Source organism: Collinsella sp. CM84Y_54 (assembly GCF_036317945.1).
Taxonomy (GTDB): domain Bacteria; phylum Actinomycetota; class Coriobacteriia; order Coriobacteriales; family Coriobacteriaceae; genus Collinsella.
Window position 1 is genome coordinate 18,429 of record NZ_JAWQCX010000006.1, and the last position, 26,420, is coordinate 44,848.

Below are 26,420 nucleotides of genomic sequence, written 5' to 3' on the forward strand. Positions count from 1 at the left end.
TTTCTCCTTCTATAGTAGAAGTTTTACGGTATATTGCAAGAGCAAACTTGAGCAAATGTCTATTAGTTCAGCTTAAATACGCTGTTTGGGCTCGGTGACGATGGCTCGGACGATACGGGGACGATCGGTGAGGTCGCGGACGATACGCACGTCCGACAGACCCGCTTGACGGCAGAGCTCGGCCGCAGCGTCGAGCGCGCCCTCGTAGAGCTCGCAGGCAAAGAGGCCACCGGCGCGCAACATGTAGGGCGCCGCGTTGAGCAGGCGGCGGAAGATATCGAGGCCGTCGGCACCGCCCTCGAGCGCCAGATCGGGCTCAAAGTCCTTGACCTCGTGCGGCAGCGAGCGCATGACATCGCTGGGGATGTAGGGCGGGTTGGAGACGAGTACGTCAAAGGTGCCCCACTCTTCGCGGGGAATGGAGCTCACCAGGTTCGTGAGGCTGAAGGCGACCTCGTCGGACGTGAGGCCAAGCGCATCGCGGTTTTTGGTAGCAAGGTCGATGGCGCGCGGCTCGATATCGGTAGCAGTGCAGGTGACGTGGCCGCGACGCTCCCAGGTAAGCGAGAGCGAGATGCAGCCCGTGCCGCAGCCGACCTCGAGAACGCGGGCGATACGGGGCTCGGCTGGAGCAGGTACGTTGGCCTCGGCGGCATCTTGCGCGGGAGTCGTCTGTTGGTCGTTGCCCTCAATGGCGATGCCGTATTCGTCGAGCTCGGGCTCGGGGGTTTCCTCGGCATCGGCCTCGGCATCTGCTGCCTGCGCAGCGGCTTGCTCGGCCTCGCGATCGGCCAGCTCCTCGGCATAGGCACGGCTGCCCAACACATCGCTACCCAACGCCGCCTCGTCGGCAGCTGTGAGGTTGGCAGCACGGCGCTCGGCCGTCGCTCGCTCGTCGGCCAATGCGGCTTCGGCTTTGCGCGCTTGCTCGACCTCGTCGTTCCAGGGCAGCTCAGCGCGCTGACGGGTGGCAGCCTCGGGACTCAGCACCTCGGCATCCAGATAATTGAGGACTTCCTCGACGAGCATCTCGGTCTCGGGACGCGGAATGAGCACACCAGGTGCGCACGCGACGTCGATCATGCGAAACTGCGTGCTGCCGGTGATGTACTGCAGCGGCTCGCCCTTGGCGCGACGAACGACCGCCGTGTGCATGATCTCGAGCTGAGCTGCATCGAGTGTCTCGTCCATACGCATATATAAGTCGATGCGTGCCAAACCCGTGGCTGCGCACAGCAGCCATTCGGCAGAAAGACGGGGGTGCTCCTCGCCGCGCTCGGCCAGGTACTCCTTGGTCCACTCGAGACAACGCTTGATGGTCCAGATCTCGTTTGCCATGGGGTCCTCCCCTCTTAAGCGCCGGGCGGCGCGCGAATGTCGGAGCAGATTGTACGCGAGGGCGACGCACGACAAGGGACGATTGAGAGCGATTATCGAGAATCAGCCCAGAATTTTGCACCGGGCTCGCTCAAAGTGTTCATTCGCCGACGTCTAGATTTGCATTCGTCAAGCTTTTGGCAAGCTTGCCCTTAGCCTGACCAATATCTAACCAAACGCTTGCCACATCGCTTGACGCGCGACGCGTCAAAAATCACCCCGCGACTTCTTGGACGATTTTTCGAGCAATATTTTCAATAACAGATGCACGCCGTTGATTGCTTTAAGCAGATAAACAGCTTAAAGGCCATCAAAGCCGATTGAATAACATCTCAAAGCAATGTGCCCAACCTAGTCATTTAAGAACGTCCCCAATGACTAAAGGGATCATTCAAGTGCCAACCAAGATAACGCCGATGTCTTGGCAATGCCAGCGAGCGGGTCGCATTTGAGGCAAGGTGACGTGAAACGAAAGGGCGCAGACCTTCTGGTCGCACCCTTGAAGTTGAACGTCAGATTGTCCAAATGCGGCCCGCGCAGCGTCGGCTGGTCCGCCGTTCGGTAGAACGGCGGAACCCACTACACAGCCTGTGCCAGCTTCTCGGCTCGCTCGGCGGCGGCGAGCGCCTCGATCACGGTGCCGAGCTGATCGCCCAGAAGGACGCCGTTGTAGGTGGAGTTGAAACCGATACGGTGGTCGGTCACGCGGTCCTGAGGCTGGTTGTAAGTACGAATCTTCTCGGAACGGTTGCCGTGGCCAATCTGGCTCTGGCGCTCGGCGCCGAGCTCGGCCTGCTGCTTCTCGAGCTCCATCTCGTACAGACGGGCGCGCAGCATCTGCATGCAGACCTCGCGGTTCTGGATCTGGGAGCGCTGCTCCTGCGACTGCACCACGGTGTTGGTGGGCAGGTGGGTGATGCGCACGGCGGAGTAGGTGGTGTTAACGCACTGACCGCCAGGGCCCGAAGCGCAGTAAGTATCGATGCGCAGGTCGGACTGGTTGATCTGAACGTCGATCTCCTCGGCCTCGGGAAGCACGGCGACGGTTGCCGTGGAGGTCTGGATGCGACCCTGGGACTCGGTCTTGGGGACGCGCTGGACGCGATGCACGCCGGACTCGTACTTCATGACGGAGTAGACGCGGTCGCCCTCGACCTTGAACTCGATGGACTTAAAGCCGCCGGCCTCGCTGGGGCTGGAATCGAGCACGGTGGTCTTCCAGCCGCGCGACTCGCAGAAGCGCTGGTACATCTTGTACAGATCGCCGGCAAAGATGGCCGCCTCGTCGCCACCGGCGGCGGAACGGATCTCGACGATGGTGTTCTTGTCGTCGTTGGGGTCGCTCGGGATGAGCATGTACTTAATGTCTTCCTCGAGCTGGGGAAGCTTGGCCTCGTTTTCGGAGATGTCCATCTGGAGCATCTCTTTCTCATCGGCATCGGTGGTATCGTGGAGCATTTCCTTGGCGGCCTCGATGTCATCGAGCGCGCCGATGTACTCACGCGAGGCGGCGATGAGGTCGGACTGGTGTGCGTACTCCTTGTTGAGACGCGTGAACTCCTTGATATCGGAGGCGACGGCCGGGTCGGAGAGCTTCTTCTCGAGCTCCTCGTAGGCCTTGATGATCTTTTCGAGCTTGTCGCGCATGGCGGGACTCCTTTATATGCGTGAAGGTGAAAATCGGCAGAGTTGATGGGGCGCGCGGCGCCACTGCGGGGGTAAGCCCGGCTAGAACATGTCGATCTTCAGATACATGCGCATCCCTTCGCGTATGGGGTACATAGTTGCGGTCTAACCCATACATGATAGCGTGCGCAGGCAAACCTGCATATAACCCGCACGGAATGATTGGCACAAACAAACCTGACCTCATTGCATCAAGGGCTTGCTTTTTGGCTAGAGCGTTTGGAGTAGAGCGACGATGAAGCGGATGCCCTGGAGGTAGGCGCGGCGGGTGATGCGCTCGTTGGTGCCGTGGACACCGCACTCACACTCGTCGTCATCAACCACAAAGGCCGAGAAGCGAATGCACTCAGGGCAAATGTGCTGGTAGTTGGCAGCGTCGGTCGCACCGATTACGGTCGAGGGCACAATTGCTACCGGCTCGAATGATCCGTTTTCCTCCGTCCCCTTTGGATCACGGAAATAGCGGGCGGCAATGGAGCGAACCGCCTCGAGGCCGGGACCACCGATGCGCGGGGACGGCGAGGGTTCGGAGCTACCGGGGCCCAGCTCCACTTCGACACGACCGGCAAGGTCCGCCCCGGCAACCGCCTCACGGCAGCGCGCCACAACGTCGGCCACGCTCGTGCCCTCGAGCATGCGGAAGTTGATGTTGGCCCACATATCCTGCGGCATTACGTTGGCGCCGGTGCTGCCACCCTCGATCTGCGTGGGTGCGCAGGTGGTCGTCACCAGCGGATAGAGCTTCTTGCTGGCGAGGCAATCGCGGACAATGGCGCCCCCGTTGGCGGCAATTTCATCCGCCGTGTAGAGCCCCAGCTCGACGAGCTGTGCGGCAAGTAAATCGGTCACGCGCGTCGGCCACTCGATATCGCAGATTGCGGTGATGGCACGGCTGAGCACCTCGAGCGACGTGCCGCCGTAGGGGTTGGAAGAATGTCCACCTGCGCTCTTTGTCTTGAGCACAATGTCGGCATAGCCCTTCTCAGCCAGGTCGGCGTGCATGAGCCAACCCTCGCCCGCGCTGTACTCGGCATCCGAAACGATGCGGTAGTCGCCCTCGTCGATCAGGAACTCGAGCTCAACACCGCGCTCCTCGAGCGCGCGGCCGATGGCGCCTGCGCCGCACTGCGTCGTCTCCTCGTCCTGGCCAAAGGCCAGGAGCAGCGTCCGCTCGTGCTGCCAACCGTGCGCCAGCGCATACTCGACAGCCTCGAGAATGCCTGCGACCTGGTCCTTCATGTCGATCGCTCCACGGCCCCAGATGTAGGTGTCGTCCACGTGCCCGCTAAAGGGGTCGTGCGTCCAGTCGGCCTCGGTGCCCGGCACCACGGGAACCACGTCCATGTGGCCCATGAGCATAATGGGCTTGAGGTCAGGGTCGGAACCACTAAGCGTCACCAATAGCGAATGGTCGATAGGGTCGACCTCGCCCGCCGCGAACACGCGCGGCCACGCCTGCTGCATATAGGCGCGCAGGTCGTCGAACGGCTGCCAGTCCACCGCCTCGGCATCCATACTCGAGATGGTCGGAAATGACAGCACGCGGCCCAAGCGCTCGCACGCGCCAGTTTCGTCCAAATCGGCAAAAACGTCCTCATGCGCAAAGAAGCGCCAAACCTCGGCCATGACATCCTTTCGATTGTGATGACGAGGGCCGCCCCACCGGAGCGGCCCTGCCACGCAAACATTTGCGGTTGGTTATTTGTCCTCGAGATAACGCGAGAGAAACTCGCGGGTGCGCTGGTGCTTGGGGTTGCCGAAGAGCTCGGCCGGCGCGGCGTCCTCGAGCACCACGCCCTTGTCCATAAAGACCACGCAGTCGGACACGGTTCGGGCAAAGGCCATCTCGTGCGTGACGACGACCATGGTCATGCCGTCGGCAGCGAGCTTGCGCATGACCTCGAGCACTTCTCCCACGATCTCGGGGTCGAGCGCGGAGGTCGGCTCGTCGAACAGCATGATCTGCGGATTCATGCACAGGGCACGAGCGATGGCCACGCGCTGTTTTTGACCACCGGACAGGCGGCCCACGGCGGCGTGCGCGAACTTTTCGAGTCCCACGCTCGTCAGATGCTCCATCGCGACCTTCTCGGCCTCGGCCTTGTTCATCTTTTTGAGCGTGACGGGCGCGAGCGTGCAGTTGTCGAGCACATCCATGTTGTTGAACAGGTTAAAGCCCTGGAACACCATGCCGATGTCCTCACGCAGCTTATTAATGTTGCAGCGCTCGGCCGTAAGGTCCTGGCCGTGGAACCAGATGTGGCCCGCGTCCGGGGTCTCGAGCAGGTTGAGGCAGCGCAGAAAGGTCGACTTGCCCGAGCCCGAGGCGCCGATAATGGTGACGACCTCGCCGGATTTGACGGACAGGTCGATGCCTTTGAGCACCTCGAGCGAGCCAAAGCTCTTGCGCAGGCCCTCAACGCGGATGAGCGGCTCATTGGTCTGTGCGGCGGCCGCAACGCCGGTAGTGGCGGTATCTGCCATGATAATTCTCCTCGTCTTGAGCCTAGTTGGAGCTGGGCAGCGTTGCCGAGGCCTCGGCGCCGAGCTTTTTGCCAAAGGCTTCGAGCAGGCGGCTCGCCACGAGCGTCAGGATCAGGTAGACCACGAGCGCCACGCAGTAAACCTCCATCTGGCGGTAGTACACGCCGGCGACCGTGGTAGTAGCGTACATAAGGTCGAACACGCCGATAACCGAGAGCACCGACGAATCCTTGATGTTGATGATGAGCTCGTTGGTGAGCGCCGGAATCGCGTTTTTAATACCCTGGGGGAACACGACTTTGCGCATAGCCTGCCACTGCGACAAACCCAGCGAGCGTGCTGCCTCGGCCTGCCCGGGATCGATGGACTCGATGCCGCCGCGCAGGACCTCCATCATGTAGGCGGTGGAGTTGAGCGAGATGGTGACGAGGCCGGCGGTGAAGGTACTCCAAATCTGGTTGGCCTGAGCGGTCTCGAAGCCCATGCCGCGCAAAACGGTGAAGCCCGCGTAATAGATGAGCAGGCCCTGAACCATCATGGGCGTGCCGCGCACGATGGTGGAGTAGATGGTCGCAAAGCCGCGGCCGATACTCTTAAAGAAGCGCACCAGGTCGTTGTCCACGCGATCGAACGTCTGAATACGCAGGAACACAAAGAGCAGCGCCAGGAAAAAGGCGATGACGGTACCGAAGGTCGCAAGTGCGATGGTGATCTCGATGCCGCGGATAAAGAAGTCCCCGCTCTTGTAGGTCATGTAGACCAGGCTCGACAAAAAGTCGCTGGGGTTGGAGTCCGAGACAATGCTCACCCGCACCAGGTCGATAAACGACATGACGCAGCGGTCCACGAAAAAGATCGCCGCGATAGCGGCCACGACGTAGCTGCCCAGGCGCGCGCCGCGGCGGAAACGCTCGGATGCGAACGGCGACGTTTCGCGATAGTCACTCCAGTGTATAAGCTTGGTGACCAGCGCCGCCGCCGACACGACAATCCAGGCCCAAAGAATCGCCCAAAGGCAATCCTGGAAGATGCCGGTGGGGGCCAAGAAGCTCAGCGGCGTGGGGTTGCGCTGGCTAAACGCCAGGCCGAGCGCCGCGATAACGCTCGTGCCCAGGTATACATAACGGTGGTCGGCCTTGATAAAGGAGGCCAGGCGATTGGTGGTTTTCATGCTGCCTCCCTATGCCGGCTGACGATCGAGGCACGCGTCCCACATTTGGTCGCGTTCCTCTTGGCTAATGCCCTTGAGTGTCTTGTCGATGAGTTTAAGCAGCTTGTCCGAGCCCTTGCGGCAGCCGACGTTTGCCGTGACCTCCTGCTTAAAGCCCTCGCCCTCGGCAAATTGAATCGGCACGATACCCGGGTTTTGGGCCATATAGCCCTTCTCGTTCTCGGTGTTGTAGGTCACGGCGTCGCACGTGCCCTGCAGCAGGTTCGAAAACACCGTGGGGACGGAGTCGACCGGGTTTTTGTGCACAACGCCCGGGATCTCGTCGATGACGGTATCGAGCATGGTGTCCTTTTGGCCGAGGACCGTAGCACCGCTGAAGTCGCTGAGCTTGGTGGCGTTCTGGTAAGGCGAGCCCTCTTTTACGAACAGGCCAAAGTAGCCGATAAAGTACGGATCGGAAAAGCCGACGGACTCCTCGCGCTCGGGTGTGGCGCTCATGCCGGCGATGATGAGGTCGATCTGGCCGTTGTTGAGCGAATCGATGAGACCCGAGAAGCTCTGTTTGACGGCAACGGGCTCGCCACCGAGGGCCTTGCAGATGATCTTGGCGATCTGCACGTCGTAGCCATCGGCATAGGCGCCCTGCACGTTGTCGATGGGGATGGTGTACTCGCTGGCTTCGGAAACCTGCCAGTTGTACGGGGCGTAGGCCGCCTCCATGCCAATGCGGATCTTGTCCTTGCCGATCACGGAATCGGACAGGTCGTCGCGACCGCCGCCCGTCGTGGGCTGAACCACCTTGAGCGTGGACGGACGCTGACAGCCGGCGAGCGCGCCGGCGACGACGGAAGCGCTCGCAGCGAGAGCGCTACCCAAGAAGATGCGACGGCTGCACACCGGCTGTGGATGCGCGTCGTGCTGATGGGGAGAATGCATAATCTGCCTTCCCTGTTGAATCGTATGCTGACGACTTAACAGGATATACGCCAGCGACCAGCAGTGCAGCACAAGCTCGAAAAATTAATAGACACATGGTAGTCATTGGGGACGTCGATGTTTTGGCAATGCCGGCGAGCGACGTCCAGAGCGAACAAGTGGCATGAAAAAGACAAGGCATGACCAGAAGGTCTATGCCTTGCCTTTTGAATGACAAATTATCGCTCTGGACGGCACGCAGCATCGACCGAGCGGAGGAACCTCTAGAGCAAGGTGACGCTAAAGCTGCGTTTATCGGTAGCGCCGGGGGCCAAGGTGATGGTGTTGACCTTGTGCTCAAAGACGTCGTCCTCGGTGGACATGGTGGTGTGACCGGTCCAAGGCTCGAGCGCCACAAACGGAGCGTCGTTGGCGGCAGACCACACGCCGATGTACTTAAAGCCTTCAAAGTCGATCTTGACGCCGTGGCCCGACTTGCGGCCGCGCAGCGTGAGCGTGGAGCCCGGGGTATCGGTGAACATGATGGCGTCGTTATCGAAGCTGCGGTGCGTGATGGGCAGCACGTCCGAGTTATCGGGGGCCTTGTAGCTACCCTCGAACGTCATAAGGCCATCGGGCGTGATGACGGGGGCCTCGTTAGTCCAAGCCTCGGTAAACGCCAGCTCGTAATCCTCGAACGCCTCGTCCTCGGCGCCGGGGGCGGGCACGTTAAATGCGGGGTGGCCGCCCACCGAGAACGGCAGGTCCACGTCGCCGGTGTTGGTGACGGCAAAGGTCTGCGTAAGGGTGGCGTCGCCGGTCAGGGCATAGGTCATGTTGAGCTTAAAGTGGAATGGGAACGCCTTGAGCGACTCGGGCGTGTCGGTGAGCTCGTAGGTAACGGACGAACTGTCCTCCGACACCTCGACGATCTTGTGCTCGACAATGCGTGCGATGCCGTGGCGCGCCATCTCGCAGGTGCCGGCGGCAGACGTCGCCGTGTTGTTGCGCAGCGATCCCACGATGGGGAACAGGATGGGCGCGTGCTTGCCCCAAAAGGCCGGGTCGCCCTGCCACAGATACTCATTGCCGTTGAGGGCAAGGCTCGTGAGCTGGGCGCCCATGGAATCGATGGCCGCGGTGAGGCCGCCGCGCTTGATGGTAGTGACGGTGGACATGCTACTTCCTCCAAAAGTAAACAACAGTGTCGAGGGATATTGTCCCACTCTTGGCGGCGGGGTTGAGCGGCGGGCGCAGTTATTGAGCAATAGCGTAAAGGTCAAACCCGCTCTGCGGCGCGCTATCGACCGTGTCGGGCGCCTGCGAATTAAAACTCACCGGAACCATGCGCTTTGAGGCGCGGTAACGCGTGCCGTCGGTGGCGACGGGCGGCTCATCGACCGTGAGCTCGTAGTCGCCGGGCTTGAGCTCGATGCCGTCACCTTCGGAATTAACGTATTGGTACTCGTCGATTGCTTGTCCCTTGAGTGTGCGACCCACGATATGGACGAGCATTTGGCTATCGCCGCGCGCGGTATCCCACGTCGCGCCGTCCTTAACCTCGACCGTCACATGCACCGAGCGCGTGCGGCTGAGCGATTGCTCGACGGACATCTCGACCTTGGCGGCGTCTTGGCGCTGCTGCTCGACATGACCCCAGATGCTGCCGATTGCCGAGCAGGCGATAACGCCGGCCATGAAGGCGATGAGGATGGGGCCGAGTGGAGAACGGCGGCCCGCGTCTTCCTCACGAGCCAGGTCGGGGCGATGCGTGGGTGCAGGCGCCTGGGCGCCTTGCGCGGGCACGTCGAGAATGCTGAAAGATGCTGTACTGCCGGGGTCGATGGTGTGGCGCGGTTGCGGGGTCTTTGCCGGCGAGATGGACATGTCTGCCGGCTCACCCAGCGTGGCCGTGGCATCGGCCTTTGCCTCGTCGGCCTCGGCCTGGGCCCAGGCCTGTTCAAAGGTTAGGGGCTCGGCGAGGTCGGAAGCGGCATCCGTCTCGACGGCATCGTTGCCGGTCTCGCCCTCGTCGCTCGACGCGTCACGAGACGCGGGCTCGTCCCATTCCTCGTCCGGAGCCTCGCCCTCGCTATACCACCATTCAAAGTTATCGATATCCATACGGGGCGCCCCTTAGGCCTCGCAAATAAACACTTGTTAGCCTTATACCCCCAGACGGCACGAGGGCTCGCACGGAATGTGACAAAGGGACTGCTCCTTTGTCACATCGAAGTTGCGGTGGAATAGTTCCTGTTTGCACGCCCACTCGAGCTATTTAGGGACTATTTCACCGCAAGTTATTTGAGGGCGACGGGGATTTGGATACAGCAGAAGTCCTCTTGGTGAGACTCGTCGTAGCTCGTGGTGTCCAGGTAGCAAAAATCGAAAGCATTGCCGATGGGCTGGAGCGCGTGCCTGTCCATGCAGGCCACGATGGCGCGGATACCCTCGGGCTCGTACGGCATGCCCCAGCGACTCATGCACAGGTACGTGCCCTCGGGCAGCACCTCGACGCCAATCTCCGCCAGCTCGGCAGGATCGCTCGGCAGTATTTCCTCGGCACCACGCGGCAACACGGCAAAGGAACCGGCACCGGCGATGGGGTCGTCGGAATGCAGCGCCTCGCGACGCAGCATGGCGCCCCAACCGCGCATGGGGCGTGTGCCCGTGAGCGCACGCATGCGCAGAATCGCCCGCATGAGCGTGGGGTGCAGCATCGAGCGGCCACGCTCGATATCGCTCGGGAACTCCTCAAAGACCACGTAGCGGCGCTCGAATTGCTTGAGCTCCGGTTTGCCCTCGCGCTCGCGCCAATAGACCGCCTCGTCGTAAAAACTCAGCCGCTCCTGCACGCTCGCGCGCTCGGCTTTGAGCCCGGCAATCTGCTCGTCGAGCGCCTGCACCCGCGAGCGCAGGTGATCGGTCATCTCTCCAATGTCGAACGTCGAGGTCAGGCGATCGATCTCATCGAGTTCCAGTCCCAAGTCGCGCAGCATGCAGATCAGACGCATGAGCGGGATCTGCGTGGGCGAATAGAAACGGTAGCCTTTTTCGTTAACCACGGCGGGTTTAAACAGACCGATCTTGTCGTAGTAGATGAGCGTTTGGCGCGAAACGTTAAACAAGCTCGCCATCTCGCTAATCGCATACATACCCGTCTGCATAGGTCCTCCCGACACACCCTTTGACACGAAAAGCCCGCCGCCCACAGGGGCAGCGGGCTCAAACACTACTCGTATCCTACCCTAAAGATGCCTATGACCAGCGCTTATAGTTGGCGCACGACACGCCGACGGCCTCGAGTGCCTTGGCGGCGATGTGATGCACCGCCTCATCGAGCGTGGCGGGGCCGTTGTAAAACGTGAGCATGGGCGGCATGAGCATGACGCCCGGCACGCGCGCCAGGCGTGCCATGTTGTCGACATGGATCGCACTGAAGGGCGTCTCGCGCACCATAAGCACCAGGCGGCGCTGCTCCTTCATCTGCACATCGGCCGCACGCAGCAACAAGTTTTCGCTGTAGCCGCTCGCAATGCCGGCGAGCGTCTTCATAGAGCAGGGCGCCACGATCATGCCGTCGACCGGATAGGTGCCGCTTGCGATGGCAGCACCGATGTTCTTGTTGTCGTAGACCACATCGGCATAGCACGCAAACTCGTCGAGCGTCATGCCGAGCTCCTGCTCGATGGTGATCTCTCCCCCGCGCGTGACGACAAGCGCCGACTCAGCGCCGGCCTGGCGCAGGCATTTGAGGCATTCAAGGCCCAGTGCCGCACCGCTGGCGCCAGACACGCCAACGACAATGCGACGGGGACGAACAGAAGACTCAGGCATGACAACTCCTTAACTACTTGGTAGGGCTACTTACTAGAAGGCGAGCTCGGCGGCCCACTTGTCCTTGTCGATCTCCATGAACTGCGAGCGGATGAAGTTCTTCTTGAGGTTAAACGGAACCGTGCAGTCGAAGATGGCCTTGCAGGCGATACCGTGCTCGCGGATCGAAGGATCGAACGCGGGGTCGTTGGACGGATCGAGCACGTGGCAGTGGCAACCGGGGATGGTGATGAGGTCCACGTCGGCCTGGAAGCGCGTGGTCATGGCCCACATCACGTCGCTCATATCGAAGATGTCGACATCCTCGTCGACAAGGATGACGTGCTTGAGCTCGGAGAACGCCGAGAAGGCGAGCATGGCGGCGTTGCGCTGACGGCCCTCGTCATTTTTGCTCGACTTCTTGAACTGCATGATGGCAACGAACTTGCCGCCACCGCAGGGAGCGGCGTGAACGTTGAGCAGGCGGCCCGGGATAGCGGTCTCGACCATCTTGTAGATGGAGGCCTCGGTGGGGATACCGGCCATGGACACGTGCTCGTGCGAAGGGCCGATGCAGCTCTCCATAATGGGGCTGACGCGCGTGGTGACGGCGGTGATCTTGATCACCGGGCAGACCTTGGCGCCACCGGTGTAGCCGGGGAACTCGGGCATGGCGTAGCCGTGGCCGTTGACATCCTCGTTGATGGTCTCGTCGTGCATGAGGTAGCCCTCGAGCACGTACTCGGCATTGGCAATGCACTTCTGCGGAACGGTGACGCAGTCGGCAAGCTCGACGGCGCGGCCGCGCAGGGCGCCGGCGATCTGCAGCTCGTTGAAGCCGAGCGGCGTGGTGGGAGCCTCGAAGCCGCAGCACATGTACACGGCGGGGTCCAGGCCGATGGAGATGGAGATGGGCATATCCTCGCCGCGCTGGCAGTACTCGTCAAAGAACGCACCCAGGTGACGGCTGCCCGGGGTGATCCACATGGCGAGCTTGTCCTTGTCGACGCAGGAGAAGCGGTGGATGGTTACGTCGGACTGGGTGCCATCGGGGCTCGTGCCATAGGCGAGGCCCATGGTGATGTAGGGGCCGCCGTCAACGGGCGTGTTGGTGGGAGCGGGAACGATCTTGCGCAGGTCAAAGCCCTCGTCGGTCGCCTTGTACACGACCTCCTGGCAGTCGACGTGCTTGCCCTCGGCGATCTGCTCGGGGGCGATCAGGTTCTCGAAGCGCTTGCCGATCTCGAGGCCCAGGTGCTCCTCGTCCAGGTCGAGCAGGGCGGCAACGCGCTTGCGGCTGGCAAGCATACCGATGCAGACCTTGGCGTCGTCAAAGCCCTTGACGTTGTTGAAGACCATCGCCGGACCCTCTTTGGTCGGGCGCATGACGGTGCCGCCAGCACCGACGTGACGGTAGACGCCCGAGACCTCGGCATCGGGATCGACCTGGGTGTCGGTCTCGAGCAGCTGGCCCGGCATCTCACGCAAAAAGTCGAGCGCGGAACGCAGGTCGTGGATCTGGGAAGCATCGGTAGTGGACATGGCGTACTCCTTTCGGGAGAGTGTCCGGCGACGGGGTGCCGCCGGACGGGGTAACGTAATGGGGCCGCGGCGCTCACAAATGGAGCGCTCGACCACTCGAAGTTCAAGCGCTTGGCTGCTTACAGCCGGGGCGCTCGACCGCTTACATCAGGCCAAAGAGGTGGAACCAGGCGGCCTCGACCAGCACGACGACAAAGACGACCGCGGTGAGGGGGATGCCCATGCGCATAGCCTCTTTGGAGGTGTAGCCGCCGGCGTCCTTGCCTTCGCCGATAAGGATCGGCAGGTTATGGAACGGCAGGATGTAGTGGATGTTGATGGACGTGAAGACGATGAGCGCCACGGCGAGTGGGCTCACGCTGGAGCCGGCGGCAAAGCTGATAAATGCCGGCACGCACACGCCGAGCACGGCCATGACCGAGCCCATGAACATGTGGATGATCATGGAAAGCGCGGCGACGAGCAGGGCGAACAGGAAGATGTTCTCAGGCACGGAGCTGGGGAGCACGACGTCGGCGATCCAGGCGTTCATGCCGGTGGCACCGCCCACGGAGCCCACGGCCATGGCGGCCGTCAGGAACATGAGGGACTTGATGTCGACAGCGTTCCAGCTGGCGGGAGTGAGGACTTCGCCGATGATGGGCATGGCGAGAGCAACGCCAATGGCCAGGGTGACCCAGCCGATATAGTCGCCCGAGACGGTGAGCCACAGCGCGATGGCGATGACAAGCCACACGATGGTGCGGATCTCCTTGACGGAGAGCTTGCCGAGCGCGGCCTGCTTGGCCACGATCTGCTCGCGATCGTAGACGAGCTCCTTGCTGGGCTTAAAGAGGAAAAGGCCCAGGAACAGGGTGCACAGCAGCGCAACCAGCATAGGCACGCTCATGTACAGGAACCAGTCGACGAAGGACGGGCTCATGCCGCCGGCCTCGGCACTGTACTGCGCAACGAGCGGGTTAAGCGTGGAGTCGCCCGTCAGGAAGAACATGGAACCCGGGGCGGCAGCGGCAAACACGAGGAAGCCGAGCTTGCCCTTGTCGTCGTCACCGTAGCCGGCGGACTCGGCGATGACCGAGACGACGGCGAGGATGAGGAAGGCGCGGGGGAACGGATGCGGGATCAGCAGCGACAGCACAAAGGTGAGCGCGAAGATCGAGATGATGAGCGACTTGGCGTCGCGCACGAACTTGAGCATGAACGCGTAGGCGATACGCTCGCCCAGGCCCGACTCCTTGACCGCGCTGGCGATGAGGTAGGCGCCGATGACGAGCCACATGGTGGCCTTGGTCCACGAGCTAAACGTGGAGGCGACCGTCGCCGAGATGCTCGCGGCGCCCGTGTCGTCCACGCACACCTTGAACAGGACGAGCAGTGCGCAGTAGAGCAGGCCCACAAAGCCCGGCTGTGCCACGCCGCATGCCCAGAACACCACCGTGGCGAGCGTCAGTGCCAGACAGGTCTGACCGCCGACCGTGAGCTCGACCGTCGAGCTCAGCTCCGCCAAAGGAAGAAACTTCACCAGCAAAAAGACAACGATACCCAGCACAAAGCCAATTTCGCGCTTGGTGATCTTAAACGCCTTCTTTTCCGCTTCCATCTCCCCACCTTTCTTGTTGGGGGCGCTCCGAATTCGCAGCCATGTTGCCGCTTAAAAAGGGGCGCCCGTTATCGGACACCCCTTACGTTGCGCTGTGTTGCGGCAATACAGTCAAGCGGATTTTTTGGATGAGAAGCGATTCCCTAGACAAAAACCGTCACAACATTCGACGCTTTTCCTCGTTTTCGAGATTTTCGCCGAATGTTGTGACGGTTTGGATGTGGCAAAGGGACTGTCTTTTTTACATAGCGAGGGCCGTGCGGATGAATGGGTCGCCGAGGGCCTCGCGGAGCCAGGGGGCCAGCTGCTCGGGGTGACCCTGCAGGTAGCCTTTGAGCTCGGACGGAGCCACGCGACGCACTTCCGAGATCTCCTCTTGGTTGATATGCAGCTCGCCCGGCTCAACATGGGCAAGGTAGACCTCGCACCATTCGCACTCGCAGCGACCGTCGCCGTGGTCCTCGCGGTACACCACGTGTCCGAGGTGCTTGAGCTGATCGGGCTCGCGCGTAATGCCGAGCTCTTCGTTGATGCGGCGCGCCGTGGCGGCCGCGACGTCTTCCCCGGGGAGCGGATGGCCGGCGCAGCTATCGGCCAGCACCCCGCCCCACAGGCGCTTGAGCGGACTGCGGCGACAGAGCAGCAGGCGCGCGTCTTCGCCCCGGCCCTCGACCAAAAGCGTCAGAAATGCCTGATGCAGGATGCCCTCACCAGCATGGGCCTCGATGCGGTCGACGGAGCCAAGCGCCTCGCCGGTCGCAGCATCGACCGCCACGACCTCGGCGCCCGCACCGCCCTCATCCCAGCCGGCGCGCAGAATGCGGGCTGCGGCTTCCTCGAGCGCGGCGATGAGCTCCTTGGTGGTGTCGAGCACGCGCTGCAGGTCGTCACCGCTCGCTTGTTCAACATGAAAACCCGTGCTTGCAACTACCGGCACGCCAAAGCGCGTGGCCAGCGCCGCCGCGATATCGTGCGCCGGGATCTCGTCTCGATGGCACGGAACGGCCAGGATGCTCACCGTTGCCGTACGGCCGGGCTCGGGGCGCGGAATGGCCTGCGCCGTGGCGCCCAGGTGCGCAAACTCCGGCGAGCAGGCGTACACCGCCATGCCTCGCGGCGTCACCGTCAGCTGGGCCTCGAGCGCAAACTTGCCCTCGCCCACTGCAACCTTTGTCGTGTGCATACCCATGGGATCTCCTGCCGCCCGCGATGTACCTGAGACCATCTTCGCCTGTATTGCGACTATACAGGCAAGCCCTCCATGTGACAAAGGGACTGCCCCTTTGTCACATTCTGTTAGAGTTGCAGGGATTGAATCCCGCTTATTCATGCGACATTGGAGTGACAACCTTGACCGCCGCAACCACGCCTAAAAGTAAGCCAACCGCCGCCGCGCTCTCCCCCGCGCGCACCAAGCTCTGCCTGGCGCTGCTCGTGCTGTTGGGATTCTCGCTCGGCTGCTCCGAGTTCGTGGTCATCGGCATCGAAAGCGACTTGGCAACGGAACTCGGCATATCACTTGCCACTGCGGGCCAGCTCATCAGCGTGTTTGCGCTCGTCTACGCTATCGCGACGCCGGTGCTCGCGCTCAGCACGGGGCGATTCCGCCGCTACCAGCTGCTCGTGTGCTATAGCGTCGTCTTTGTGCTCGGCAACCTGGTCATGGCGTTGGCTCCCAACTTCCAGGTGCTGTTTATCTCACGCATTGTCCTGGGCTCTGTCTCGGGTGCGCTGCTCGCCGTGGGCGTGACGTACATCCCTGAGCTGCTATCCCCGCAGCAAACCTCACTTGCCATCTCGGTCGTGTACGGCGCGTTTTCCGTGGCGATGGTCTTTGTGACCTCGATTGGCAAGTTTGTGGCCGACACACTCGATTGGCACGTGGCCATGTACGGCACGCTGACCTTTGCCGTTTTGATCTGTAGCGCACTCGTGGCGTTTATGCCTCGCGCCGGGCAGACCGATGAGCCCGCCACCTTCCGCGAGCAGGCGGGGCTACTACGCGAGCCGAGTATCATCACCGGCATGCTCATCTTCTTGTTTGGCGTGGGCTCGGTCTACGTATTCTACGGCTACGTGACGCCTTATCTGGAGCAGGTGCTGGGCATGGATACCGTTCAGGCGAGCACCACACTTATGGCCTATGGCGTGTTCTGCCTGATCTCGAACATCCTGGGCGGATGGATCGATGCGCGTTTTGGCATGAAGGCGCTGCTGGTTACGTTTGTGCTGCAGGCGGCGGCACTGCTCGGGCTGTTTGCCGTGGGCGCCGCCATGCCGCTCGCGCTGGTCTTTGTCTTTAGCCTGGCGATGCTCATGTACCTGTTCTCGGTCTCATGCATCACGCACTTTATGGACGTGGCACGCAGCCGCCATCCCAAGTCGATGGTACTCGCAAGTTCGGTTGAGCCCATGGCGTTTAACGTCGGCATCTCGTTTGGCACCGCAGTGGGCGGCGCCGTGGTAAGCAGCGTTGGCATTGCGTACGTGGGCGCAGTGGGCGCCGCGTTCTCGCTTGTGGCCTGGGCCCTCACGCTGGTGACGATTAAGCTGGCTCGCTGGGAGCGCCGTCGTCAATCAGCACGGCCCTCAATACGGGCATAGGGGCAAACATAGCCCAAGGTGGCGAGTAACCGGTGAAAACCGCCCAATATGAGTATGTTTATCCGCCTGGAAGCTTCAGCAGTGCAATTTCGTGTATTTGAGATACACGCTTTTCTATTATTTCGTGTATTTCAAGTACATGAAATCGTACTAAACTATGTATCTGAAGTACACGAAATTGGAAAGGCGGCCCCATGCGCAGATCAATCGAGTCCGTTATCGAATCATGGGCGACAAAGGACGCCTCACGCCCCCTCCTCATCCGTGGTGCGCGACGCGTAGGCAAAACGTACGCTGCCGAGGAAATCGGCAGGCGAATCGCCGGCGATGCGTTTGTCAAACTCGACTTTCAGACCGATCTTGAGCTGATCGCTCCGCTGTTCGATTGTCCCACCGACGACGTTGACACCATCGTGGCGCGGATTTCAGACTATAAACGCGCCCCCATTCGCAAAGAAACCACCTTCATCCTGTTTGACGAGGTGCAGCTCTGCGAACGGGCGCTCAACTCGCTTCGCTTTTTTTCGGGTTCGGGCTGGCGCATATGCGCGACCGGCAGTCAGCTCGGCGTCGCCACGCGCAAACGTAAGCTGCCTTTTCCCAGCGGCGTTCGTCAAGAGACCATGCATCCTATGTCGTTCGAGGAGTTTCTCTGGGCGCTCGATGAGGAGCAGATGGCCGATGCCATTCGTACCCACGCCGGCACGCTCGAGACCTACGCCGCGCACCAAGCCGCGCTCAGCCTGTTTCATCGATACCAGATCGTGGGCGGCATGCCCGCCGCCGTCAACGCATATCGCAAGACGTTATCCATCGAGGATGCGCGCGTCGAGCAGCGCGAAATCAACGAGACCTATACCGCCGATATGACCGACCCCGAAAACGGGATCAGCGGCGTGGCGGCACGCAAGGTCTGGCGCTCCATTCCGTCCCAGCTGCTGAGATCGTCCACAAAAAAATTCAAGTACTCCGAGGTCGAACGCGGAGGCCGTCGCGCCAAGCTTATCGAGCCGCTCGACTGGCTCGAAGGCGCCGGTATCATATCGGTCAACAACCTGACCGAAGGCATCGAGCCTCCCCTCGTTCCCTTCGACGACGAAGATGGAAGTTTCTTTAAGGTCTATCTTCTCGATACCGGCCTCATGTTCTACAAACTCGGCATCAACCCGAGGCTCTGGCTCGACCTCAAAGAAGATTCCGCCATAGCGCTATCTTCCGACTTCCGAGGCGCCCTGGCGGAAAACTCGGTCATGCAAGCATTTTCGGGTAACAGCTTGCAGACGTATTACTGGGTGCCGCCGTCGTCTTGGAAGACGACCGGCGAGCTCGATTTTCTACTTCAGACCGACCGTATGGAAATCGTGCCCGTCGAGGTAAAGTCCGCACGCAACGTGCGCGCGAGAACCCTCGGGTCGTTCATGGACAAAGCCCGATCGCCATATGCCTACATTTTGTCCGAGAACAATTTTTTCCGCAGCGAAACCGATGACGGGCGCGAGCTACGCCACCTCCCCTTGTACGCAGCGGGCTTTATTGGAGCAAACTGCCTCAAGAGCAGTCTGTAAGCCCTGCACGACCGCCTAGAAAGGAAACCGCTCATGCAACGCATACTGTTTATCTGCCATGGCAACATCTGCCGCTCGACGAGGTAACCGCTGATTATCAGGCATATTAACCATTCAAATCATCTGACCTACTACCTTTTTACTACTCATAGAGGCTCAGGCACGACAGGTCAGATGGTTCCGCTTTTCACAACAGCCTACTTTTTCGACCGTTCAACAGGTCAGTAGATTAAATAACTTATCAGCATGCTAGAGTTGTACCTGCTACACAGCTCTAGCATTTTTTAATGCTCGCGCTTCACAACTGAAGACACTCAACCAGCGACAAGGAGGGGTATTTGCCCTTTCTCCTTGCTGGTTCGTGCTATTGCGAGGCGCTCGGAGCTGTGTAGCAACTGTGGGTGGATACTCCTCCTTTTCGTGCTACACATTCCGCTCTTCGGATGAGCCTCCTTCCGCAGTTTCCGTCACGCCAATGGAAGGAGAACGCATCGTGCACAAACACATAGCTTTCATCTCTCAAAAAGTTCAATTTGCTGCACAACAATTCCGTTATCACGATGAATAAAACGTGACCCTCGTCCGTTAACCCCAAGCTGCGAAATCAGTGTCAGTTCACACCGATAGCATTTAATTCACAAACGTCTTGAAAAGAAATACTTGAAGTCATAAAGACGTTGATGCACCGATCGCCAGAGAAAGGATGATTTTTATGGCAAACAAAGCACCAGCACAATGCCCATCTTGCGGAGAACGCACAGGTTGGAAATGCACAGGAGAATCTAATAAAGGCTTCAGTGTGGGAAAAGCCGCCGCTGGAGGTCTGCTTTTAGGCCCCATTGGCCTCGTGGGCGGAGCACTTGGCAAGAAGAAAAAGACGTATTACTGCCAGAACTGCGGATTCCGCGAAGACTACGATGCGTAAGGGATGACACCCATGACGGACGAAAACACTGGCACCGAAAGTGAAAGCGCGAAGTTTGCGACGCACTTTAAAAAGGCATTGCTGCCTATGCTTGCTGTCTGCCTTCTTTGCGCCCTATACATCACCAGCTGTGCTTGCATATTGAATTCTTTCAATGATCCGTCAAGCTCCTCTTCTTCTGCCGCCTATGATGAAAATGATGAAGACTCTGAGGACGATGATGAAGACTCTGAGGACGATGATGATTATTCTTCTTACTCCAGCTCCTCATCGAGCTCATCTTCTAGCACATTATTAGATGAGGACGATTGGGTTGATACGGATGACGGCAAAACGTATCTAAAGTCTGACTCGGAAGACGGTGGCACAGACTATATCGACACCGATGGGGAGTACGCCATTCATAAAAATGCTGATGGAACTGGAGCAATTGCTGACGGCAATGGCAATAAAGCCGTGGATAACGATGGAGACGGAAAACTCGATTCCTATTCAACCGATAATGGAAAAACTTGGAACAGTCTCCAATGACACGGCAATATCTATCGCTCGGCTAGATAAGCGCTGATTATCAGGCGTATCAGCCAACCAAACACAGCGTTTACCAAGTGTCGGAGGAAGGAAAGCCCAATGAGCCAAAAGAACCGCCCGTTTGCTGTTACGGCAGAACTCGTCCCGTCTCTGATTTTCACTGCAATCAACGATTGCGCCCCATCAGCCTATCAGCCGCTTTACGCAACAAGCCCGACCATCTGACGAAGCGTTCATGATCAATCTTGAAAATGGCACTGCCACGATGAGCGATGCCAGCATTCTGGCTTTTGTTTGCGGCAAACCACAAACAGAGCCTTCAGCCACATCTTCACGTTTTCTTGGAGGAACAAATGCGCAAACAAGCATTGCTCATCCCATTGTTGGCTTCATGTATCCTGCTGAGCGGCTGCGCAAGTCAGGGGACAAAACTCGACCAGCAGATTGCCTCAATCGGAAAAATTACCGCCGACTCTTGGGACGAGCTTCAGTCTCTTAATAGCCAATATAAAGAACTTGATGCTAGCGGGAAGCGGGATGTTAAACACTACAAAGACTTGGAAAGCGCCCTCGTAGAATGCTCGAAGCTCAGAACCGACCAGCAATTTAGCAAAGATTTGAAAAAGTCGATCCATTGGCGGCAAAAACACGCGGACGATACGGATCAGGGTGTTTTAGTAGATGCTGAGCTAGCAAAGCTAGAAAAATACCGTTCCGCAGATTTCTCCAGCGACACGGTTAAGAACTCTTGCACCAAGTATTTGGAAGGACTCGACACCCAAAAAGCCGCCCTCGGCGAAGCCCTTAAATCGGACGAGCAAATTGAATGGCAAAAGGGCATGGTTCTTCGTTACGAAGCGCTCAACGAGCTTTATGAGGAGATAGGATTCCTTGCCACGGACGATGACTTTGTCTCTAATTACATCGCAGGACTAGACAAACAGAAGAAGCTGCTAACAGCTCTCGAAGCCATTGAGGCCGATATCGACAGCCAGACCGACCGAATCGACAACGAGGTAACATGGACTGACTATTCTGCCAGCTTCGAGGTCGACAACAACACCGACTATCAATTTGATTCGGCTTGGGAATGTTCGCTAAAAAATGAGTCGGGCACCGTGACTGAAAATTCAACATGCCAAGTTGATAACATTAAGCCTCATTCTAGATATACGGTGACGTTCTACTTCTCCAATCCCGATAGCGGTTATGGTGGATGCGAATGGAATAACTACTACACGGATATTGTCTATTAAGGCCATCTTTCAATAACCATTAATTAATAGAGTGACCATGGAACCATTGAATTGCAAGCTCATCGACCTTTGCGCCGATGAAGAAAACCCTGAAGGGCGCAAATTAGCCCATGAAACCCTAGCCCGTCTCTGCGTTGCTATTGAGCGAACCGCAGAGACCAACCAATCCAAAGGAAAAGTCGATCAGCCCAACGACAGCGCACCAAGCACGTGCATCAAAATCCGTTCTGAAGCACGTCGCATCTCACGGCACCTCAGGGCTCGCAAGGGATCCGTCATAGCCTTCGCCGTATTGTTCGCATTACTTATCGCCAGCACGGCTATTGGAGTCCATTCATATAGCGAGCAGGTTGAGAGCTACAACGCACTTTCCGCTAAGTACGATTCTCTTTCAGATGACTATGATGATGCGTTCGACAAGGCAACTCTTTTGCAAGATAACAACAACAAGCTGCGGAGCCGCATCGAAAAGATACAGAACGAAAAAGCAGATTTAAGTCGAGAGCTTACTCTCTATAAAGACCAGCAGGCAACTATCGACGATGAGAAAGCGAAGCTCGAAGAACTCCACTCCCAGCTTGATGCTCTTCAAAGCGAGCGCGATGAACTCCAAAAACAGGTTGATGCGAAGAAACTGGAGCAAGAGCGCGCCCAACGGGAGGCTGAACAAAACCGCATCCAAAGTGAAGCTCAGGCCACGCAGGGCCAAACCGTGTACTGGGTCTCGGGCGGCAGCGTCTACCACACCACGCCAAACTGCCCAACGCTGAAACGCTCATCTGGAATTCACAGCGGAAGCATCTCCGCAAGCGGTAAAAGCCGCTGTTGCAAGGTCTGCGGATAACAGTGAAATAGCTGCATAATGATAATTAAACTTGGAGGAGGGTGCATGATGCCCTTCCTCCAAGTCATTCTCCATGGCCTCTACGGCACATTCTATTGCCTTTCAGTTTTAGACCAGACCAAGAGCTATGCAGCCTTGGAACGTTTCCTATAGTCTTGCCAGTTGGGCAACAAAACATATTTCCTAAGGAGATAGCGAACCTGTTCCATATTCCAACCCTTTGTTGGCACTTGTTTTTCGAAGAGTTTGACCAGTGATGCCACTGTTTTCAGGTTGAAGCTATATCTAGCAGAATCAACCTCTTCAAGAGAATAATAAAACGGCGGCCTCTCCGCTCCTTCTTTAAGTCCGAACGAGGTGCACGATTCAATCCTATTTATTGAACCATAGTCCGACAATAACCAGGGACTTTTCTCAGCAAGGGAACTCTCCCACGTTGCCTTAAATCGCCCAAGTACGTACTCAGACATATCAGACCACTCGCCGTGTTTTATTACATCAGCAAGAGATTTATATCCATGTTTGCGAACATACTCGATGCGATACGAATCAAAAGACTCTCGATACTCTTCGTCATAGTAAAGAGGATGGTCTCCCCAATATACAATCACCTCCTTTTTTACTTCAACCCAATCTATCTTTGCAGCGCGGTCGACAATAAGACTCCTTCTTTTGCCGCTCAGCTTGGATGTCAGCTCTTGAAATAGGTCATCGTCTATCTTCTTGTCTTTTTTTGCATAATAAAGACGATCCCCATATAGTCCAAAATATTTAGAAAGCTCGCCATTGGTCAGTCTTGCCGTCTGCCACTGTCCATTTGCTGTATGGTACATATTTCGCGTATATTCTCGAACGAACAGTGACCCAAATAGGATGGAAAACTCTTCCTCGGTTTCCGACTTCCTCCCGTTCGTCTTTCTCCCGTCGACTCTCGCCAGCGGCTCCTCGTAGACCTCGTTTACAACAAACAATCGATTGGTCGGCCTCTCATAACGGCAATACAGTTCCCAATGCTTCAGTTGCAGTTGCTTCGACTTGCCCGTTTTTGGTTTCTCGTGAAATAGCTCACACATTTCCTTGTAGCTGTACTCTCCAACTTTTAGCCCTAAATCCAAATAAACCTCCTATCAATCCAACTGAACTACCTTCCTGCACGAATTTAATTTGTCACTATAAATTTTTATTAACTTATAGATGCTCGATTTCATCTCGCATAATTTGTCACCAATCAACTACCATATATAATTAAATATTTATTTAGGGACTTGAAAGGTGACAAATATAAACATTTGCTACGTCTCGAAGAGATGTAGCAAACTATAAGTAATGCGAGATTGATATTGTTAAACATGCAGGTAGATACGTTAGTAAGTAGCGGATATAAACTTACCTCCCTTAATTAAAATTACCAACTCCGCTATTTAGGTACAGTGAAAGTATCCCCTAGCATGTAACGGCTATACGCCAAACCATCAATATCAATTCCCTATTTCGCGATATAGTTTTGAGCTATCGAGTTTATATGTTTGATTTTTATTTACCACGACATACATTTTTGTTGCCAGCTTCTCTATATAGAGTGCTCCTGCTGATACCAGTCTTTTCACATATCTCTTTAACCGACTCCGTTCTGTCGTTTCCAAATAGATAGAGAGCCATGTTGAGAGCGTCTTCATCAACATTAGGTCTGCCGAACTTCACACCTTGCTTCATAGCGGCCTCCCTGCCCTCGGCAGCATTCTCAAGGATGATCTGCCTCTGGAACTCAGCAATCGCTGACAGCATATGAAATATCAACTTGCCTGCTGGAGTGGTTGTATCGATAGCCTCTTTCTTGCTATGAACCTCGACATGCATCTGTTCGAAGGTCTCCATAAGGTCAATTAGGTCTTTAGTACTCCTGCCAAGTCGAGACAACTCAGTGATATAGACTTCATCGCCCTCGCGCAGACGAGAGAGCATATCTTTCAGAGCAGGACGATTGGCGTTCTTGCCCGAAGCCTTATCGATAAATATCTGGTTATCCTTTAAGCCAAGCTCATGCGCATATTCAAGCTGCCTTGCCTCGTTCTGTTCCTTTGTTGAGCAGCGAGCGTAGAGAAACTTCATCGCGTGCCTCCAATTCCTATATGTCTCAAAAGTCCTATTAGTATTTTATATTGAGACATATACTTTTGGAATATCTTTTAGGACACTATTTGATTCAAAAGACTCACTTGGGGAGTGGTATTTCTCATGTCTCAAATGTTATGAATTTTGGGATACACCGTAACGCAGCTCAACTCTCTTGCGCACTCCCAGCTTGCAAAAGATGCGTTACCTCATAAGCCCCTGCCCCCAGTCTGTTTTGTAGCATACGGGGTGTTTTACACTTTGGCCTCAACTTCTACTTGGCAGACCCCATATATGTAGTTGATATCAACATGACAGGAAGAATAAATTCCTCCGACCGTCTACCTTCACTGTAAACAGTGTATTACCAAGGCATAATCGCCAATGCTATCGAGAAGATCGCTAGCTGCCTAAAACGCCTTGAATCTTCGCGCCCTGAGAAATGCCAGCAGGAAGCGGAACCGTTCGCCCTTTTACTCAAAATGAAAGCCCGTGTCTTTGATACAATCTCATCTACCACACCGCAACATCCATATATTTGGATGGAGCTTCACAATGGCATAGCTGCCGCTTTGCGTATGCAAACAGGCGAATTGGAGGGCACCCGCCTTTCAAGGTCTGTTCGCATATGCATGTGAAGCCTTGCGGTGTGGTAACTGTGGTAGGTGTCCTCCACATCGCTTAATTTAGTTGATGTGTTTCTCCCCTTCCACTTTTGTCGGGATTCCTTTGGAAGGAGAGGTCGTGCCCCTTATTAACTGCCCAGAATGCGGAAAGCAGGTTTCGGACAAAGCTCCAACCTGCCCAAATTGTGGCTTTCCGCTGAACAGCATCTCCAGCAACGAAACAACCAACGGTACAGAAGACACTCAAAGCGTTCAGCCAGAATCTGTGACCGAGAAGCAAAAAGATGGCTCCTCGGATGAAGCGCAGGACAACAATAAGCTCCCCGATACGCAAACGAAAAAGCCAGCAGAAGAGGGGCAAAAGAAAAAGAAGCAGGTCGTTTCAGGCAAAATGAAATTGACAGCAGCAGTACTCGGCATAGTCGCAGTCGCAGAAATAGCCGTTGGAGCCCTGCTTGCGTCAAACATCATCTGCATACACAAGTGGAGCGGAAACGACTGTCACCAAGTCAACCACTGCTATAAATGCGGAAAGGTCGACCCCAATGGAAAAATTGACCCCGATGCACACAACTGGAACCCCGCAACGTGCACCGAACCGAAAACTTGTGCCAACTGCGGGAAAACCGTCGGAGAGAAAAACCCAGACAATCATTGCTTCGAGGACAGAAGCGATGGTTCAAAGGTCTGCATGTACTGCGGAAAGATAATTCCAGCCCCGAATAGCACCGATGAAGCGGAAGACGATAGCCCTTCAACCGCAACTAGCCAGTCATCTGAAGATAGCAATCAGGCCGCGACAGAGGAGACCGCCCCATCCGCATTCTCCTTTTCCCCTAGCTCCTTCAATGGAAAGCTCAAAAGCAATCTAGACGCAGACGTTATCGACAAGAGCACCGATGAGCTTATTTCCTATATATTTGTTGACGACATCAAAGACCCCGATATGTACGCAATGCTCTCTTTTACGACAATGGACGGGCAGAGTAACCTGACAAAGAGCAGCAGGTATGACAGCTCCTGCAACCCGTCCCCCGTCCTTATGATTGACACCACAAAATGTGACTCAGCAATCGTCGCACGCGGATTCGTGATGGCTTGCGATTCCTCACTCTCGAAAACCGATGCTCAGGAAGTCGTTACAAATCTTGCAAACAGTGTCGAAGACTTCAGTGGGTCTACAAGCAAAAACGGGATTACATATCTTTTTGCCAGCGACGGTGAGAAAGTCCTGCTTAGGGCAACAGTCGCATAGGCTCCTCAATCCACACTGTGCAATGTCTGGCACCGTAGCGTACTTCGCCACGGTGCCCTTTCTTTCAAACTGCGATTTCAATTGATGTCCGCTCAGCCTATAGCAAAGATG

22 protein-coding genes are annotated in these 26,420 nt (G+C 57.1%); 7 read left to right on the top strand and 15 right to left on the bottom strand.

The annotated features are described in order from the left end of the window. Window positions 1-72: 72 nt before the first annotated feature. From V2391_RS08990 to idi, 13 genes are all read right to left on the bottom strand, one after another. Window positions 73-1,338: a N5-glutamine methyltransferase family protein gene (locus V2391_RS08990; RefSeq protein WP_329739051.1), complete on the bottom strand. Its 1,266-nt coding sequence runs from the start codon at window positions 1,336-1,338 to the stop codon at window positions 73-75. 618 nt (window positions 1,339-1,956) lie between these two features. Then, window positions 1,957-3,024, bottom strand: a complete 1,068-nt coding sequence (gene prfA / locus V2391_RS08995; RefSeq protein ID WP_035138783.1) for a peptide chain release factor 1 — start codon at window positions 3,022-3,024, stop codon at window positions 1,957-1,959. A gap of 249 nt (window positions 3,025-3,273) precedes the next feature. Then, window positions 3,274-4,689: a M20/M25/M40 family metallo-hydrolase gene (locus V2391_RS09000; RefSeq protein WP_329739052.1), complete on the bottom strand. Its 1,416-nt coding sequence runs from the start codon at window positions 4,687-4,689 to the stop codon at window positions 3,274-3,276. A 72-nt stretch (window positions 4,690-4,761) separates the two neighbouring features. Further along, window positions 4,762-5,547 (bottom strand): amino acid ABC transporter ATP-binding protein, encoded by a 786-nt coding sequence (locus tag V2391_RS09005; RefSeq protein ID WP_329739053.1) that lies wholly within the window; start codon window positions 5,545-5,547, stop codon window positions 4,762-4,764. A gap of 22 nt (window positions 5,548-5,569) precedes the next feature. Next, the gene (locus V2391_RS09010) at window positions 5,570-6,718 is read right to left on the bottom strand and encodes an amino acid ABC transporter permease (protein ID WP_329739054.1); all 1,149 of its coding nucleotides are present in this window, start codon (window positions 6,716-6,718) and stop codon (window positions 5,570-5,572) included. A gap of 9 nt (window positions 6,719-6,727) precedes the next feature. Then, window positions 6,728-7,654: a transporter substrate-binding domain-containing protein gene (locus V2391_RS09015; RefSeq protein ID WP_329739055.1), complete on the bottom strand. Its 927-nt coding sequence runs from the start codon at window positions 7,652-7,654 to the stop codon at window positions 6,728-6,730. 263 nt (window positions 7,655-7,917) lie between these two features. Then, window positions 7,918-8,811 (bottom strand): aldose 1-epimerase family protein, encoded by an 894-nt coding sequence (locus V2391_RS09020; protein WP_329739056.1) that lies wholly within the window; start codon window positions 8,809-8,811, stop codon window positions 7,918-7,920. A 79-nt stretch (window positions 8,812-8,890) separates the two neighbouring features. Continuing rightward, entirely contained in the window at window positions 8,891-9,757 is an 867-nt protein-coding gene (locus V2391_RS09025) for a hypothetical protein (protein WP_329739057.1), read from the bottom strand. Between the two features lie 176 nt (window positions 9,758-9,933). Then, complete coding sequence (locus tag V2391_RS09030; RefSeq protein ID WP_215693964.1) at window positions 9,934-10,800, bottom strand: MerR family transcriptional regulator; 867 nt, start codon at window positions 10,798-10,800, stop codon at window positions 9,934-9,936. A 91-nt stretch (window positions 10,801-10,891) separates the two neighbouring features. Then, on the bottom strand, window positions 10,892-11,470 hold the full coding sequence (locus V2391_RS09035) for a UbiX family flavin prenyltransferase (protein ID WP_055286312.1): 579 nt from the start codon (window positions 11,468-11,470) through the stop codon (window positions 10,892-10,894). Window positions 11,471-11,503: 33 nt separating this feature from the next. Beyond that, window positions 11,504-12,991, bottom strand: coding sequence for a UbiD family decarboxylase (locus tag V2391_RS09040; RefSeq protein ID WP_329739058.1), 1,488 nt, complete (start codon window positions 12,989-12,991; stop codon window positions 11,504-11,506). 142 nt (window positions 12,992-13,133) lie between these two features. After that, entirely contained in the window at window positions 13,134-14,591 is a 1,458-nt protein-coding gene (locus tag V2391_RS09045) for an SLC13 family permease (protein ID WP_070100742.1), read from the bottom strand. 241 nt (window positions 14,592-14,832) lie between these two features. Continuing rightward, window positions 14,833-15,780 (bottom strand): isopentenyl-diphosphate Delta-isomerase, encoded by a 948-nt coding sequence (gene idi, locus V2391_RS09050; RefSeq protein ID WP_329739059.1) that lies wholly within the window; start codon window positions 15,778-15,780, stop codon window positions 14,833-14,835. 152 nt (window positions 15,781-15,932) lie between these two features. Here idi and V2391_RS09055 point away from each other — a divergent pair, with 152 nt between their 5' ends. The 6 genes from V2391_RS09055 to V2391_RS09080 all read left to right on the top strand — a co-directional run bounded on the left by V2391_RS09055 (window position 15,933) and on the right by V2391_RS09080 (window position 22,316). Beyond that, entirely contained in the window at window positions 15,933-17,195 is a 1,263-nt protein-coding gene (locus tag V2391_RS09055; RefSeq protein WP_329739060.1) for an MFS transporter, read from the top strand. Between the two features lie 194 nt (window positions 17,196-17,389). Further along, window positions 17,390-18,760, top strand: a complete 1,371-nt coding sequence (locus V2391_RS09060) for an ATP-binding protein (protein WP_329739061.1) — start codon at window positions 17,390-17,392, stop codon at window positions 18,758-18,760. A gap of 712 nt (window positions 18,761-19,472) precedes the next feature. Continuing rightward, complete coding sequence (locus V2391_RS09065; RefSeq protein ID WP_329739062.1) at window positions 19,473-19,685, top strand: hypothetical protein; 213 nt, start codon at window positions 19,473-19,475, stop codon at window positions 19,683-19,685. A 12-nt stretch (window positions 19,686-19,697) separates the two neighbouring features. Next, complete coding sequence (locus tag V2391_RS09070) at window positions 19,698-20,216, top strand: hypothetical protein (protein WP_329739063.1); 519 nt, start codon at window positions 19,698-19,700, stop codon at window positions 20,214-20,216. A 353-nt stretch (window positions 20,217-20,569) separates the two neighbouring features. Beyond that, a complete protein-coding gene (locus tag V2391_RS09075) occupies window positions 20,570-21,472 on the top strand; it encodes a hypothetical protein (RefSeq protein WP_329739064.1) in 903 nt (300 codons plus the stop codon). Window positions 21,473-21,509: 37 nt separating this feature from the next. Further along, window positions 21,510-22,316, top strand: a complete 807-nt coding sequence (locus V2391_RS09080) for a hypothetical protein (RefSeq protein WP_329739065.1) — start codon at window positions 21,510-21,512, stop codon at window positions 22,314-22,316. 125 nt (window positions 22,317-22,441) lie between these two features. Here the strand turns inward: V2391_RS09080 and V2391_RS09085 are convergent, their stop codons facing one another. Both V2391_RS09085 and V2391_RS09090 read right to left on the bottom strand, forming a co-directional pair. After that, the gene (locus tag V2391_RS09085; RefSeq protein ID WP_329739066.1) at window positions 22,442-23,431 is read right to left on the bottom strand and encodes a hypothetical protein; all 990 of its coding nucleotides are present in this window, start codon (window positions 23,429-23,431) and stop codon (window positions 22,442-22,444) included. Between the two features lie 418 nt (window positions 23,432-23,849). Then, complete coding sequence (locus V2391_RS09090) at window positions 23,850-24,425, bottom strand: recombinase family protein (protein WP_329739067.1); 576 nt, start codon at window positions 24,423-24,425, stop codon at window positions 23,850-23,852. A gap of 747 nt (window positions 24,426-25,172) precedes the next feature. On the opposite strand from V2391_RS09090, the gene V2391_RS09095 reads away from it, so the two are divergent. Further along, entirely contained in the window at window positions 25,173-26,309 is a 1,137-nt protein-coding gene (locus V2391_RS09095) for a zinc ribbon domain-containing protein (protein ID WP_329739068.1), read from the top strand. The last annotated feature ends 111 nt before the right edge of the window (window positions 26,310-26,420 follow it).

Bases quoted from the DNA above. Each gene is read 5' to 3' on its own strand.
- V2391_RS08990 (WP_329739051.1), bottom strand. From the start codon at position 1,338: ATGGCAAACGAGATCTGGACCATCAAGCGTTGTCTCGAGTGGACCAAG.
- prfA (WP_035138783.1), bottom strand. From the start codon at position 3,024: ATGCGCGACAAGCTCGAAAAGATCATCAAGGCCTACGAGGAGCTCGAG.
- V2391_RS09000 (WP_329739052.1), bottom strand. From the start codon at position 4,689: ATGGCCGAGGTTTGGCGCTTCTTTGCGCATGAGGACGTTTTTGCCGAT.
- V2391_RS09005 (WP_329739053.1), bottom strand. From the start codon at position 5,547: ATGGCAGATACCGCCACTACCGGCGTTGCGGCCGCCGCACAGACCAAT.
- V2391_RS09010 (WP_329739054.1), bottom strand. From the start codon at position 6,718: ATGAAAACCACCAATCGCCTGGCCTCCTTTATCAAGGCCGACCACCGT.
- V2391_RS09015 (WP_329739055.1), bottom strand. From the start codon at position 7,654: ATGCATTCTCCCCATCAGCACGACGCGCATCCACAGCCGGTGTGCAGC.
- V2391_RS09020 (WP_329739056.1), bottom strand. From the start codon at position 8,811: ATGTCCACCGTCACTACCATCAAGCGCGGCGGCCTCACCGCGGCCATC.
- V2391_RS09025 (WP_329739057.1), bottom strand. From the start codon at position 9,757: ATGGATATCGATAACTTTGAATGGTGGTATAGCGAGGGCGAGGCTCCG.
- V2391_RS09030 (WP_215693964.1), bottom strand. From the start codon at position 10,800: ATGCAGACGGGTATGTATGCGATTAGCGAGATGGCGAGCTTGTTTAAC.
- V2391_RS09035 (WP_055286312.1), bottom strand. From the start codon at position 11,470: ATGCCTGAGTCTTCTGTTCGTCCCCGTCGCATTGTCGTTGGCGTGTCT.
- V2391_RS09040 (WP_329739058.1), bottom strand. From the start codon at position 12,991: ATGTCCACTACCGATGCTTCCCAGATCCACGACCTGCGTTCCGCGCTC.
- V2391_RS09045 (WP_070100742.1), bottom strand. From the start codon at position 14,591: ATGGAAGCGGAAAAGAAGGCGTTTAAGATCACCAAGCGCGAAATTGGC.
- idi (WP_329739059.1), bottom strand. From the start codon at position 15,780: ATGGGTATGCACACGACAAAGGTTGCAGTGGGCGAGGGCAAGTTTGCG.
- V2391_RS09060 (WP_329739061.1), top strand. From the start codon at position 17,390: ATGCGCAGATCAATCGAGTCCGTTATCGAATCATGGGCGACAAAGGAC.
- V2391_RS09065 (WP_329739062.1), top strand. From the start codon at position 19,473: ATGGCAAACAAAGCACCAGCACAATGCCCATCTTGCGGAGAACGCACA.
- V2391_RS09070 (WP_329739063.1), top strand. From the start codon at position 19,698: ATGACGGACGAAAACACTGGCACCGAAAGTGAAAGCGCGAAGTTTGCG.
- V2391_RS09075 (WP_329739064.1), top strand. From the start codon at position 20,570: ATGCGCAAACAAGCATTGCTCATCCCATTGTTGGCTTCATGTATCCTG.
- V2391_RS09080 (WP_329739065.1), top strand. From the start codon at position 21,510: ATGGAACCATTGAATTGCAAGCTCATCGACCTTTGCGCCGATGAAGAA.
- V2391_RS09090 (WP_329739067.1), bottom strand. From the start codon at position 24,425: ATGAAGTTTCTCTACGCTCGCTGCTCAACAAAGGAACAGAACGAGGCA.